This window comes from Pseudomonas sp. HMSC066A08, from assembly GCF_001813025.1.
Lineage (GTDB): Bacteria > Pseudomonadota > Gammaproteobacteria > Pseudomonadales > Pseudomonadaceae > Pseudomonas > Pseudomonas aeruginosa.
Window position 1 is genome coordinate 749570 of sequence record NZ_KV811348.1, and the last position, 12955, is coordinate 762524.

General features: G+C 65.6%; 14 protein-coding genes. 7 read left to right on the plus strand and 7 right to left on the minus strand.

Annotation, left to right across the window (positions count from 1 at the left end):
• Positions 1 to 84 precede the first annotated feature (84 nt).
• Positions 85 to 435, plus strand: coding sequence for a CesT family type III secretion system chaperone (locus HMPREF2886_RS27210; protein ID WP_033972236.1), 351 nt, complete (start codon positions 85 to 87; stop codon positions 433 to 435).
• Positions 436 to 619: 184 nt separating this feature from the next.
• Here HMPREF2886_RS27210 and HMPREF2886_RS27215 read toward each other — a convergent pair whose 3' ends face one another.
• The 4 genes from HMPREF2886_RS27215 to HMPREF2886_RS27230 form a co-directional block, all read right to left on the minus strand.
• On the minus strand, positions 620 to 1873 hold the full coding sequence (locus HMPREF2886_RS27215) for an OprD family porin (protein WP_033972165.1): 1254 nt from the start codon (positions 1871 to 1873) through the stop codon (positions 620 to 622).
• 52 nt (positions 1874 to 1925) lie between these two features.
• Positions 1926 to 3230, minus strand: a complete 1305-nt coding sequence (locus HMPREF2886_RS27220; RefSeq protein ID WP_070748746.1) for a CitMHS family transporter — start codon at positions 3228 to 3230, stop codon at positions 1926 to 1928.
• 126 nt (positions 3231 to 3356) lie between these two features.
• Complete coding sequence (gene dctA, locus HMPREF2886_RS27225) at positions 3357 to 4664, minus strand: C4-dicarboxylate transporter DctA (protein ID WP_033972166.1); 1308 nt, start codon at positions 4662 to 4664, stop codon at positions 3357 to 3359.
• Between the two features lie 64 nt (positions 4665 to 4728).
• Positions 4729 to 5808: a 4-oxalomesaconate tautomerase gene (locus HMPREF2886_RS27230; protein ID WP_071546759.1), complete on the minus strand. Its 1080-nt coding sequence runs from the start codon at positions 5806 to 5808 to the stop codon at positions 4729 to 4731.
• Positions 5809 to 5953: 145 nt separating this feature from the next.
• On the opposite strand from HMPREF2886_RS27230, the gene HMPREF2886_RS27235 reads away from it, so the two are divergent.
• Positions 5954 to 6847: a LysR family transcriptional regulator gene (locus HMPREF2886_RS27235; protein WP_033972169.1), complete on the plus strand. Its 894-nt coding sequence runs from the start codon at positions 5954 to 5956 to the stop codon at positions 6845 to 6847.
• A gap of 13 nt (positions 6848 to 6860) precedes the next feature.
• On the opposite strand, the gene HMPREF2886_RS34655 is transcribed toward HMPREF2886_RS27235, so the two are convergent.
• Positions 6861 to 6998, minus strand: coding sequence for a hypothetical protein (locus tag HMPREF2886_RS34655; RefSeq protein ID WP_153574651.1), 138 nt, complete (start codon positions 6996 to 6998; stop codon positions 6861 to 6863).
• Positions 6999 to 7134: 136 nt separating this feature from the next.
• On the opposite strand from HMPREF2886_RS34655, the gene HMPREF2886_RS27240 reads away from it, so the two are divergent.
• A complete protein-coding gene (locus tag HMPREF2886_RS27240; protein WP_033972170.1) occupies positions 7135 to 7437 on the plus strand; it encodes an ArsR/SmtB family transcription factor in 303 nt (100 codons plus the stop codon).
• Between the two features lie 65 nt (positions 7438 to 7502).
• Positions 7503 to 8495: a zinc-dependent alcohol dehydrogenase family protein gene (locus tag HMPREF2886_RS27245; protein WP_033972172.1), complete on the plus strand. Its 993-nt coding sequence runs from the start codon at positions 7503 to 7505 to the stop codon at positions 8493 to 8495.
• Positions 8496 to 8650: 155 nt separating this feature from the next.
• Here the strand turns inward: HMPREF2886_RS27245 and HMPREF2886_RS27250 are convergent, their stop codons facing one another.
• Positions 8651 to 9262 (minus strand): glutathione S-transferase, encoded by a 612-nt coding sequence (locus tag HMPREF2886_RS27250; protein WP_042166933.1) that lies wholly within the window; start codon positions 9260 to 9262, stop codon positions 8651 to 8653.
• A gap of 123 nt (positions 9263 to 9385) precedes the next feature.
• Here HMPREF2886_RS27250 and HMPREF2886_RS27255 point away from each other — a divergent pair, with 123 nt between their 5' ends.
• On the plus strand, positions 9386 to 10282 hold the full coding sequence (locus tag HMPREF2886_RS27255) for a LysR substrate-binding domain-containing protein (RefSeq protein ID WP_033972174.1): 897 nt from the start codon (positions 9386 to 9388) through the stop codon (positions 10280 to 10282).
• Here HMPREF2886_RS27255 and HMPREF2886_RS27260 read toward each other — a convergent pair.
• Positions 10272 to 10814, minus strand: coding sequence for a hydrolase (locus HMPREF2886_RS27260; protein WP_003111145.1), 543 nt, complete (start codon positions 10812 to 10814; stop codon positions 10272 to 10274). The genes HMPREF2886_RS27255 and HMPREF2886_RS27260 overlap by 11 nt on opposite strands.
• Positions 10815 to 10917: 103 nt before the next feature.
• Between HMPREF2886_RS27260 and HMPREF2886_RS27265 the strand changes: the two genes are divergently transcribed.
• Positions 10918 to 11388, plus strand: a complete 471-nt coding sequence (locus HMPREF2886_RS27265) for an SRPBCC family protein (RefSeq protein WP_024915499.1) — start codon at positions 10918 to 10920, stop codon at positions 11386 to 11388.
• Positions 11389 to 11461: 73 nt separating this feature from the next.
• Positions 11462 to 12817 carry a TAXI family TRAP transporter solute-binding subunit gene (locus HMPREF2886_RS27270; RefSeq protein ID WP_033972176.1) on the plus strand — a complete coding sequence of 452 codons (1356 nt, stop codon included), beginning with the start codon at positions 11462 to 11464 and terminating at the stop codon, positions 12815 to 12817.
• Positions 12818 to 12955: the final 138 nt, after the last annotated feature.

The following is a 12955-nucleotide window of genomic DNA, read 5'->3' on the forward strand; positions in this document are numbered from 1 at the left end:
AACCTAAAAAAAGAGAACCGCCATCGACAGTCTATCCTGGTCAACACTGCTCTAATGGCCGCCTTCAGCAACTCGGAAGACGACATGAACCCACTCTACCGCGCCGCCATTCACCAGCTTTTTCTCGCCCTCGATATTCCAGCCCCGAACGACGAAGAAGAGGTAGTCAGCCTGCAGGTAGGCCGACACCTCTGTCACCTGGCCGAGCATCCGACCGATCACCTGCTGATGTTCACCCGGCTGGAAGGGCAGCAGGAGGCCGAGATCACGGCACAGAACCTGTTCAGCCAGGATCCCTGCAAGCCGGTACTGGGGCGTGACCCGGAGAGCGGCGAACTGGTGCTGTGGAACCGCCAGCCCCTGCAACTGCTGGACCGGGCGCAAATCCACCACCAACTGGAGCAACTGGTCGCCGCGGCCGACGAACAGCGCTGATCCGGGAATGCCGGAAAGGGTTCGCCGAACGCTCCGCGAACCCCGAAAGGCTCCACGCCGCGCCCGCCGATAGCCGGGGCCCGAAGCCGCTCCGCTTCGACCGGGCCGACACCGACGGCCAGCGGTGCCGGGCCGGCCACGAGGAGCGGGATGTCCCGCACGACGCTCCCTGGCCGCCGCGGAGCTACCAGAGGGCGATATCGTAGGTCAGGTAGATTCGGTTGCTGTCGCGCCCGCGAGAAAAGTCCGAACGGTAGACATAGTTGCGCAGCTTCACTCCCAGCCCCTTCGCAAGCCCCGACTGCACCACGTAGGCCACCTCCGCGTCACGTTCCCACTCCTTCACGCCGCGTTCACCCGAACGGCCGTTGTCCCCGTCCAGATAACGCACCATGAAGCCCAGCCCTGGCACGCCCGCAACCGCGAAGTCATAGGAATAGCTGGCCATCCAGGTCTTTTCCTCCTCTTCGATGAACTTGCCGATACCGACATTGCTGAACGAATACACTGTAGCTCCGCTGACATAAGGCAACCCCGCTTCGCCATCGAGCCACTGGTATCCCGCGCCGAAGGCGTGCCCGGAACGCCTGAAGGCCAGTTGCCCGCTGAACATCTCATTGTCGATGCGCCCGGCATGGGCCGCGCCCGTGTCATGGCTGCTGAAATAACGCAGGTCCGTGGTCAGCACACCGCCGGCCACTGGCAGGTCGTGCTGTATGCCGACGAAATCCTGCCGGTAGAAATGCTCCAGCTGGCCACGGAAGTAGCTCCAGCGCAGGCGCTCGCTGACGGAACGATCCATGCCGGCGTAGGCGAAGCTACCGCTTCCACGGCCTGCATGAGCGCCGGCATACAAGCCGGTGCTATCGGAGGAATCACGCAGTTTGAAACGGTCCAGATAGCCCGCGGCCAGGCTGAGGCCATCGATGGGGCTGCTGGTCAGCTGGGTGCCTCGGTACGTCTGCGGCAGCAGGCGCGCATCGTTGTAGACCAGAAGGGGATTCTTCGGCAGCAGGGTGCCATGCCTGACCACCGTCTGCCCGAGCCGCGCCTTGAGGGTCGCGCCAAGACTGCCGAACTCGTCCGCCGCACGTCCGTCGTCGTGTACCGGCAGCAAGCCGGTGCCAGCGCGGCCCCGCCCGGAATCGAGGCGCACGCCCAACAGACCCAGGGCGTCGATCCCCAGCCCCAGCGAGCCTTCGGTGTAGCCGGACTGGTAGTCGATCAGCAAGCCCTGCGCCCACTCGACCCGCTCGCTCCTGGCACTGGCGGCGGCGCGTGGGGGCATGCCGTGCTCGTCACGGAAGTTTTCGTTGAAATAGACATTGCGCAGTTGCAGCTTGAGTCTGCTCTCTTCGATGAACCCGGCGGCGCCGGCAGCGGGCAGCCAGGCGCACAGCAGGCCGCAGGCAGCCCCGCGAAGCATGAGTGGCGACATGCAAAGTATCCATTTGTCGGTGATGGACGGGCGCCCGGCGCCCGGGTTTCGTTCAGACGAAAAAGGACAGCGCGCCGGTGGCCAGGGCCAGCCCGGTGATGACCAGCGAGGTCAGCACCGCCCACTTGACCGTCGCACGCTGGAAGTCGCCGATATCGCGATCGACCATTCCCATCAGCAGCAAGGTCGAGGCCACCAGCGGACTCATCAGGTGTACCGGCTGACCCAGCACCGAGGCCCGGGCGACTTCCACCGGGTCGATACCATAGGCAGCGGCGGCGTTGGCCAGGATCGGCACCACGCCAAAGTAGTAGGCATCGTTGGAGAGCACGAAGGTCAGCGGCATGCTGGTCAACGCCACCACCAGCGGGAACCAGTGTCCCCATGCGTCGGGAATCCAGTCGACCAGCGCCTGGGCCAGTGCATCGACCATCCTGGTGCCGGAAAAGATGCCAGCGAAGATGCCGGCGGCGAAGACGAGCAGGACCACCGTCATGGCGTTGCCGGAGTGGGCCTGGATGCGCTGCTTCTGTTGCTCCAGTGCCGGGTAGTTGATCATCAGCGCGGCGACGAATCCGATCATGAACAGGATCGCGGCGTGCATCGCCCCCAGGACCAGCGCGGCCATCACCGCGATGACCAGCGCCAGGTTCACGTAGGCCAGGCGCGGACGCTTGTGCGGGGTATCCTTCAGGATCGCCTCGATATAGCAATCGCCACCACCGGATTCGAGCCTGACGTTGCCGATGCGCCTGCGTTCGGCGCGGCCAAGCAGGAACGCGCTGAATACCACCCAGGCGGCGCCTCCGAGCATGGTCGGCAGCATGGGTATGAAGTACTCCGAGGCATCCAGGCCAAGGGCGGCGATGGCACGGGTCGCAGGCCCGCCCCAGGGGCTGAGCCCGCTCATGATGCTCAGCGACAGCATCGACACCGTGGCCAGGATCATCGGGTTCATGCCGATGCGCCTGTACAGCGGCAGCATGGCGGCGCAAGTGATCATGTAGGTGGTGGTCCCGTCTCCGTCGAGCGCCACCAGCAAGGACAGCAACGCGGTTCCGACGGCGATCTTCAGCGGATCCCCGTTGACGCGCCTGAGTATCTTGCGGATCAACGGGTCGAACAGGCCGGCGTCGATCATCAGGCCGAAAAACAGGATGGCGAACAGCAACAGAGCGGCGGACGGGGCGACCACCTTCAGCCCGTCGAGCATCATCTTGCCGAGGTCGGGGGCGAAGCCGCCGATCACGGCGAAGACGATCGGCACCAAGGTCAGGGCAACGATCGGCGACAAGCGTTTGCTCATGATCAGGTAGGTGAAGGTCACCACCATGAGCAGGCCCAGAAGTGCGAGCATGGTTTGCATCTCTTGTTCTTATTGTTCCTGCGGCCGCCCACCGGGCAGACGGCCCCCAGCCCCGACCGGCCTCGAAAAGGCAGCGGGCGGGATCGTAAGTCGACTATGGATAGGGTGGGAACGCGCTCAGGCGTTGCGCTGGGGTTCGCTCGACCAGTCTGCCTCGAGCCCGTTCGACACCACCGCCGCAGAGCCATCCAGGACGCGCATCAGAGTCTCCCGCTCACAGGCATTTTCCGACAGTGAAATCACCACGGTGGCCACCGCGTTACTCGCCAGGCTGGTCAAGGCCCGGGCTTCGGACATGAAGCGATCGATGCCGATCAGCAACGCCAGTCCCGCCAGCGGAATGTCGTGGATGACCGTCAAGGTCGAAGCCAGCGCGACGAAACCGCTGCCGGTCACCCCGGCCGCGCCCTTGGACGAGAGCAGCATGATGGCGAGCATGGTGATGGTCTGGCCCAGCGTCAGGTCGATGTTGCAGGCCTGGGCGATGAAGACGGCGGCCAGCGACAGGTAGATGGCCGTGCCGTCGAGGTTGAAGGAATAGCCCGTAGGCAGCACCAACCCTACGACGCCCTTCCTGCAGCCCAGCGCCTCGAGCTTTTCCAGCATGCGCGGCAATACCGGCTCGGTGGAGGAGGTGCCCAGCACCACCAGGAACTCTTCGCGCAGGTAGCGCAGCAGCTTCCACAGGCTGAAGCCGTGGGCCCGGCAGATACCGCCCAGCACCACCAGCACAAAGAAGGCGCAGGCGATGTACAGGGTGCCGATCAACTTGGCCAGCGCTCCCAGCGAAGTGATGCCGTATTGACCGACGGTGAAGGCCAGGGCGCCGAAGGCACCGACCGGGGCAAAACGCATCAGGTAGCCGAAGATGCGGAACACCATCTGCGAGGCGGATTCGAGCACCGCCAGCAGCGGGCGTCCCTTCTCCCCCATCGAGGACAGGGCAAAGCCCGACAGCACCGCGATGAACAGCACCGGCAACACGTCCCCCCGATTGAACGCCCCGACGAAAGTCTCCGGGATGATATGCATGAAGAAATCGACCACGCTCAGCCTCGCCGCCGAAGCGGCATACCGGGCAAGCCCCTCGGTATTGAGGGTCGCCGGATCGATGTTCATGCCCACCCCCGGGCGGAACAGATACACCGCCGCAAGACCGACCGCCAGGCTGATCACGGTCAGCACGAGAAAAAGCAGCAGCGTCTTGCCCATCAAGCGCCCCAGCGAGCGCTTGTCGGTCATGCCGGCGATGCCGGTGACGATGGTGCAGAACACCACGGGCGCGATCATCATCTTGATCAACTTGATGAAGGCATCTCCCAGTGGCTTCAGCGCGACGGCCTGGTCCGCCCATACATGGCCGACCAGCACCCCCAGCGCGACGGCGCAGAGAATCTGGAAATACAGCGACTTGACGAGTTTCATGAGGCATCACCCATTGTTGAAATTGTTCGGATGCGCTTGTTCGAGGGACTACGCGGGCCGCGCTTCAGCCGGCAAGCTTTCGCCAACTCGGCACATAGACGAAGCCCGAGAAGAGGCGTCGCGCGGTACGTACGACCGACGCCTGGATCGTCCGGCCCTCCGCGCCGCTGCGTGAAAGCGCCACGTCGATCACGCCACTGGGATGCTCCAGGTGAACCTCCGTCAGTTCCCGGGCCCTGTCACCCAGCATGTCCATGGCCACGGTGCCGGGGCTGACGCAGGCAGTCGCCAGGCCGATGGCACCGGTGATGGCGAGCGACCGGTGGCAGTTGTGCGGCATGAAGTAGCGCACCTGGAGAGTGCCGCCGTGCTGCGGCGGGGAAATCAGCACCGGCTTGGGAATGACCATGCCATTCACGTCGCCCAGGCCCATCGCCCTGCCCGCCTGCAGGCGCAGCGCCTCGAGACGGCGCAACAGGCGCGTATCGGCATCCAGCCGGGCCGGGCTTTCCGAGCCGCGGCAACCCAACTGGCTGGCTTCGACGAGCATCATCGGCATCGCCATGTCGATGCAGGTCATCGTCACCCCGTCGATCACATCCCGCTCGCGACCGGTGGGGAACAACCTGCCCGTCTTGCTGCCGACCGCATCGAGGAAGGTCAGCAGCACCGGGGCGGCAGTGCCCGGCACGCCATCGATCGCCGTGCGTCCCTCGTAGCGGACGATCCCTCCGGGGGTCTCGACCAGCGAATCGACGAAGGTGTTGGTATTGAGGTTGCGGATACGCACCCGTGTCTTGCCCTGCTGGGCCTCCACCAGCCCCTGTTCGATGGCGAACGGACCCACGGCGCAAAGCATGTTGCCGCAGTTGGGCGCGGTATCGACACGGCGCTGGGCGACCATCACCTGGACGAACAGGTAGTCGACATCGGCATCGGGATGCGTCGAGGGACTGATGATGGCGACCTTGCTGGTCTGCGGACTGCCACCGCCGATTCCATCGATTTCCAGTTCATGGCCCGAGCCCATCAGGCTGATCAGAAGCTCATCGCGCTCGGCCACGTTGCCAGGCAGGTCCCGCGCATGGAAGAACGGACCTTTGGAAGTACCGCCACGCATGAGCACACAAGGGATTCGTTGCATTTCCGCTGACTCTTGTTGATCAATTGGCATAATTGATGTGTTTGAAACAAGAGTGACAGGGACGAATAAATCAATCCAATGCAAATATCAGCCATATTATTGCACTATACAAAAGAATACCTACCCGAAGATCGAGAGCGAATTCATGGAGTATGAACTGCAAGACATTAGATCTTTCGTGAAAATCGCCGAACTTGGCAGTTTTCATGAAGCCGCCGATGCGCTCCATCTGTCCCAGCCGGCCCTGAGCCGGAGGATGAAGAAGCTCGAAGAAGGGCTGGGCACCCCGTTGCTCGACCGCACCACCCGCCGCGTCAGCCTGACCAGCGTCGGCCGGGACTTTCTGCCCAAGGCTCGGCGCCTGCTCGACGACTTCGAGGATTCGATCCTGAGCATCCGCGAGCTGGCGGAACGCCAGACGGGGCAAGTCACCCTGGCCTGCATCCCAACCGCCGCCTTCTATTTCCTGCCGTCGGTGATCCGCCATTACAACGAGCAATATCCGAAAATCCGCATCCGTCTGCTGGACCTGAGCGCCAACGACGGGCTCGAAGCCGTACTGCGCGGCGAAGCCGACTTCGGCATCAACATGATGAGCGGCCAGCATCCCGATATCGAATTCGTCCCCCTGGTCCAGGAACATTTCGTCCTGGCCTGTCGACGGGATCACGAACTGGCCGGGCGCGCCTCGGTGACCTGGACCGAACTGGCCGACTATCGCCTGATCGGCGTCGGTCGGCTCAGCGGCAACCGGATGCTGCTCGACCACGCGCTTTCCGGCCTCAGCACGCGCCCCAACTGGTTCTACGAAGTCCAGCACCTGTCCACTTCACTGGGCATGGTCGAAGCCGGATTGGGCGTCTCGGCGATGCCCAGCCTGGCCATGCCGGCGGAGGACCACCCAACCCTGGTCAGCATCCCGCTGACCGAGCCACTGGTCACCCGCACACTCGGGCTGGTCTATCGCCGCGGGGCTTCGCTCTCACCCGCGGCGGAAAAATTCGTTTCGATACTGCTGAAAAAATGGTCGGCCGACTGACGTCTCCCGCACTTCAAAAGCGCCCATCGCCGATCGCCGCGCGCGAGCTGGCGAACCCGTGCAGGTTGTCGATCAGGGCGAGGCTCAGCCACAGGGTGAAGCCGAGGAGGCAGGTGAGCTGGAAAAGCGTCAGGGAAGTCCGGGTGTCCATTCCGGGCCCTTCTGCGTGGGTATTGCGAAAGCGCTTGCTCCATCGGGCAGCCTTCCCTGCGCTCGATGCGGCGCCAACGGAAAAGGCGGCGCCGTGCGCGCATTGACAGATCGGAAATTCCCGATATCCTCGCCGCATGGATTTGCTCGAAATCTTCAAAGCCCTCTCGAACCGCACGCGCCTTGAAATCCTCAAGGGCCTCAAGGATCCCGCGAAGAACTTCCCGCCGCAGGACGAAGGCGATGTCCATGCCGTGGGCGTCTGCGTCAGCAGCATCCAGGAAGGCGTAGGCCTGTCGCAGTCGACCGTGTCCGATTACCTGGCGATCCTGCAACGTGCGGGCCTGGTCGAGGTCAGGCGGATCGGCCAATGGACCTACTACAAGCGCAACGAGGCGAATATCCGTGCCCTCGTCGAGCTAATCGGCGCGGAACTGTAGTTCTTTCTACGCCACAATATATCGGAAATTCCCGATATTCCTTTTTACCGAAACGAGGATGTGCAATGAAAGCGTTGATACTCAAGGCGTTTGGCGGTCCGGAATCCTTCGAGCTGCGCGAGGTGCCCAAACCGGTGCCGCAGGCGGGACAGGCACTGGTGCGGGTCCATGCGACCTCGATCAATCCGCTGGACTACCAGGTCCGTCGCGGCGACTACCCCGATCTGGTAGCGCTTCCGGCCATCACCGGGCATGACGTGTCCGGCGTCGTCGAAGCGGTAGGACCGGGAGTGACCGCCGTCGCACCGGGAGACGAGGTCTGGTATACCCCGCAGATCTTCGAAGGCCAGGGCAGCTATGCCGAATACCACCTGGCAGCGGAAGGCATCATCGGCAGGAAGCCCACCGCGCTGAGCCACCTGGAGGCGGCGAGCCTCAGCCTGGTCGGCGGCACGGCCTGGGAAGCGCTGGTCACGCGCGCGGCGCTGAGGGTCGGCGAAAGCATCCTGGTGCATGGCGGCGCCGGCGGCGTCGGGCATGTCGCGATCCAGTTGGCGAAGGCCATGGGAGCCCGGGTCTTCACCACAGTGCGCGAGGTCAACTTCGAGTTCGCCCGCCAGATGGGCGCCGATGTGCTCATCGACTACCAGAAGCAGGACTACGTCGAGGCCATCCTGCGGGAAACCGGAGGCCGCGGCGTCGACGTGGTGTTCGACAGCATCGGCGGCGACACCCTGTCGCGCAGCCCCGAGGTACTCGCGCAGCTCGGCCGCGTGGTCAGCATCGTCGACATCGCCCAGCCGCAGAACCTCCTCCAGGCCTGGGGCAGGAACGCGAGCTATCACTTCGTCTTCACCCGGCAGAACCGCGGCAAGCTCGACGAGTTGAGCGCCCTGGTCGAGCGCGGCCGGTTGCGCCCGCATGTCGGCGCCGTCTATTCGCTTGCCGACATCCCCCTCGCCCACGCCCGCCTGGAGAGCCGCGACAATGGCATCCGGGGAAAAATCGCGATCGCGGTCGAGCCGTCGGTCGATCCCGCACAGGCGTTCGCCCGCTGACGCCACGGCGCGGAACGGGGCCCGATCGCGGCCCGCCCCGGCATGTGCCGGTGCCGCCCCGCAGCGCCCAGGTCGGGGCGGCCAGCCGACGAGCCGGGGCCTGGCGCAGGCGGAAACGAGCCGTTCGAGGGGCGCCAGCCTGGCCCCTCGCGGGCTCAGACCGGCGGCGTCTCGAGGAACACCGGCAACCCTTCGGCATAATTCGAATAGCTTGCCAGTTCCGGGTATTCGCCGGCGGCGACCCGCTCCGCGACCACCAGTTGGCTGAAGCGCCAGGCCACCGCGACGGTCACCCCGACCAGGTCGATGCCACCGTCGTGTGCCAGCGGCTCCTGGCGCAGCGCAGCCTCCAGCCAGTCGTAGGCCGCCAGCAGCTGCCCCTCCACCCGCTCCAGCCAGGGGCCGTGGCGGCGTTCCTCGGGACGCAGGTTCAGTTCGTAGTAGATCTGCACGGATTTCTCACAGGCCACCAGCGCCGCGCCGATCAGACTCAGCGCCCGTGCACGGGCCTCCGGCCGTTGCGGCAGCAGACTGCGTTCGCGGCCGGCCAGGCACTCCAGGTAATCGAGGATCAGGCTGGAGTCCATCAGCACGGTGCCATCGTCCAGCACCAGCGTGGGCGCCTTGACCATCGGATTGAACAGGCTGAACGCCTGGAAATTGCGGAACACCGACAGCGGCCGGTGCTCGTAGGGCAGGTCCAGCAGGCGCAGGGCGATGGCGACCCGGCGCACAAAAGGCGAATCCAGCATACCGATCAGTTGCATCGCGGCATCCTTTGTCGATGATTAAGCGCCGCTAAGAGGGCGGCGCCTGGGGAGATCACTCTAGTCGTTGCACAACGCGAAAAATATCGAGATAAATTCAGCGAATCCTTTAGAAAAACTTACATGAGCGACCTTCCTCCCCTCACCGCGCTGCGCAGCTTCGAAGCGGTCGCCCGGCTCGGCAGCATCAGCCAGGCCGCCAGCGAGCTGCACGTCACCCACTCGGCGATCAGCCAGCAGATCAAGCTGCTGGAAAACCTCCTCGGCCTGGCCCTGTTCGTCCGCGAGGGGCGCGGCCTGCGCCTGAGCGAGAACGGCCGGTTCTACGCCCTGCAGGTACGCGCCTCGCTGGGCGAGATCGCCGACGCCACGCGGGTGGTGCGGGCGCGTCCACGGGAGGGTGAGCTGGTGGTCACGGTGATGCCGTCCTTCGGCCTGAACTGGCTGCTGCCGCGCCTGCCGCGCTTTCGCGAGCGCCATCCGCACTGTCGCGTGCGGCTGGTGGCCAGTCTTGACGTGCAGAACCTGCGCCAGGGCCTGGCCGACCTCGGCGTACGCATCGGCAAGGGCGACTGGGAAGGGGTCGGTCGGGAACGCCTGTTCGACGACGAGTTGCTGATGGTCGCCGCGCCCGACTTCAACGGCGGCCGCCTGCCGAGCACGCCGAGCGAGATCGTCGCCTGCCCTACCCTGCGCTCCACCGAGTCCTGGGCGCTCTGGTGCCAGCGCGCCGGCGTGGCGGAACCGCAGCACGGCCTGCTGATCAATGACTCGAACCTGCTGCTGGAAGCCGTGCGCCTGGGCCAGGGCATCGCCCTGGAGCGTCGCAGCCTGGTCGCCGGCGCGCTCGCCGAGGGCCGCCTGGTGCAACTGGGCGACATCCGCGTGCCCTACCCCTATCCCTACTGGCTGGTCTGGCCGCAGCGCGAGCCGCCGAGCGACCGCCACCAGGCCTTCGCCGACTGGCTGCGCGAGGAGGCCCGGCGCTACCAGGCCGAGCAACCGCCGCTCAGCGAATGAAGTTGCGGCTGATCTCGCGGAAGCGGTCGCTGCCGGCGCGTTCCATCCATTCGAAGGCGACCATCTCCCGCGACACGATCATCGCCCCGGCCTGGCGCATCCGCTCCACGGCCAGTGCCTTGTCGCTCGGCCGCCGCGAGCCGATCGCCTCCTCCACGACGAACACCTCGCGACCACGGCCAAGCAGGTCGAGCACGGTCTGCAGCACGCAGACGTGCGCCTCGCTACCGCAAACCACGAACTGCCGGCGGTCGCCGCCGGGCGCGCGCAGCAGGGCACCGTCGGCGGCGGCCGAGAAATCCAGCTTCTCGAGGATCTGCGTGGCGTCCAGCTCATCGCGCAGGGCCGCCACCGTCGGCCCCAGGCCCTTGCTGTACTGCTCGCTGGCCAGCACCGGCACATCCAGTGCGCGGGCCACGCGCAACAACCACTGGCTGTACTCGACCAGCGCCGGGCCGTCGTCGATGGCCGGCAGCAGGCGTTCCTGGATATCGACCACCAGCAGGGTCGAGGTTGCGGCGCGGATCAGCATGGCGTCCTCCTTCGGTTCGACGTCTCGGTTCGTCTGGCTTAGGCTTGCACGGCACGGGCGCCATGGACAGCGCGTCCTCCCACAACCCTAGCAGGAGCCTGCGATGAATATCAGCCTGCATTTCGAATCGCGCCTGCAGGCCAGCCCCGAACAGCTCTGGCGGTGGATCACCTCGGTGGACGGGATACTCCGCGAGATACGCCCGTTGCTGAGCATGAGCGTACCGCCCGGTATCCGCAGCCTCGAAGACCTGGAGGTGGTGCCCCGGCGCCCGCTGTTCCGCAGCCACATGCGCCTGTTCGGCGTACTGCCGCTGGGCACTTCGCAACTGACCCTGCTGGAGCTGACGCCCGGCCGCGGCTTCATCGAACAGTCGCCGATGACCGGCATGCGCCTCTGGCGCCACGAGCGACGCATCCTGCCGGCTCCGGGCGAGGCCGGGGAATGCCTGCTGGTCGACCAGTTGACCGTGCGCCCGCTATTCGCCGCCGGGCTGGTACGCTGGTTCCTCACCCGCATCTTCCGGCATCGCCACCGGGTGCTCTGCCGGCAGTTCCGCACGGACCGCCGGTGACCCTCGGCTACGCTGAGGAGTGCGCCCGCCCGCATCCGTCATACCCTTCTGGAGAGCAGCACAAGGACCGCTCATGAATCGCATCAAGCACCTGCTCAAGGACCTCGCCATCCTGATCCGCGCCAACCTCTGGCTGATACCGGTGATCGCCGCCCTGGTCGCCGCGGTGTTCTATTTCGTCGCCCCGCCGCCGCCGATGAGCGCGACCATGGCCACCGGCGCCGAGGGCGGCGGCTACGCCGTGTTCGCCGGCAAGCTCAGGGAAAAGCTCAAGGAACAGGGCTTCGAACTGAAGCTGGTGCCCAGCGCCGGCTCGCGCGACAACCTGGAGCGCCTGCTCGGTACCGGCGAGGTCGACATCGCCCTGGTGCAGAGCGGCCAGGAGCGCCAGCTCGAAGCCGGGCAGGCGCGCCAGTTGCAGACCCTCGGCGCGGTCTACCAGGAACCACTCTGGCTGTTCCACCGCAGCAACGTGCACATCGACCAGCTCAGCGACCTGCTGCACCTGCGCCTGGCCATCGGCAGCGACGGCAGCGGCACCCGCGCCGCCACCGAGGCGATCCTGCAGGCCAACGACATCGCCCCGGGACACTATCCGATCACCTGGGAAGCCCGCGGCGGCAACGCGGTGGTCGACGACCTGCTGGCCGGCAAGCTGGACGCGGCGTTCATCGTCGGCCCGGCGGAGAACCCGGCGATCCAGAAATTGGCCGGCAACGACCAGCTTCGCCTGGTCAACTTCCGCCGCAGCGCCGCCTACGAGGCGCGCCTGCCGTTCCTCAAGCGGGTCGAGGTCGGCGAAGGCCTGCTCAACCTGCCACGCAACGTGCCGGAACGAAACATCAGCACCCTGTCACCGGTGGCCACCCTGGTGATCAACGAACGCTTCCACCCGGCGCTGATCCCGCTGGTGCTGGAAGCCGCGCGCGAGGTGATGAAGGACGGCAGCCTGCTCGACAAGCCCGGTGCCTTCCCCAGCGCCGAGCCGCGCACCCTGCGCCTGCACGAGGACGCCGAGCGCTACTACAAGAGCGGCCTGCCGCTGCTGCAGCGCTACCTGCCGTTCCGCATCGCCTCCCTGGCGGACCGCTACATCATCCTGCTGATCCCGTTCATCGCCATCCTCATCCCGCTGATGAAGTCCATCGGCCCGCTGTATCGCTGGCGCATCCGCGCGCGCATCTACCGCTGGTACCGCTACATCCGCGACATCGACCGCAAGCTCGACAGCGGCACCGACGCCGAGCAACTGAGAAGCGAGATCGAGCGGCTGGAGAAACTGGAGAGCGAGCTGAACACCGTGGAGGTGCCGCTCTCCTACTACCACGAGCTGTACGAGCTGCACCTGCACCTGAACTTCGTGATCAAGCGCCTGCACGGTCTGCAGGAACGCCAGGCGACGCAGGCAGAAGCCGGCAACCTCGGGTAAACTGGCCGATCCGCGGGCGCGCCAGCGGCGTGTCCCGCAGCGTCGCGGAAACCTGCGCGGCGCCGCCGATTACCTGAAAGGTCGAACCTGACATGCCGATCCATCACGCCATCGTCCACCTGATCGAGAAGAAGCCCG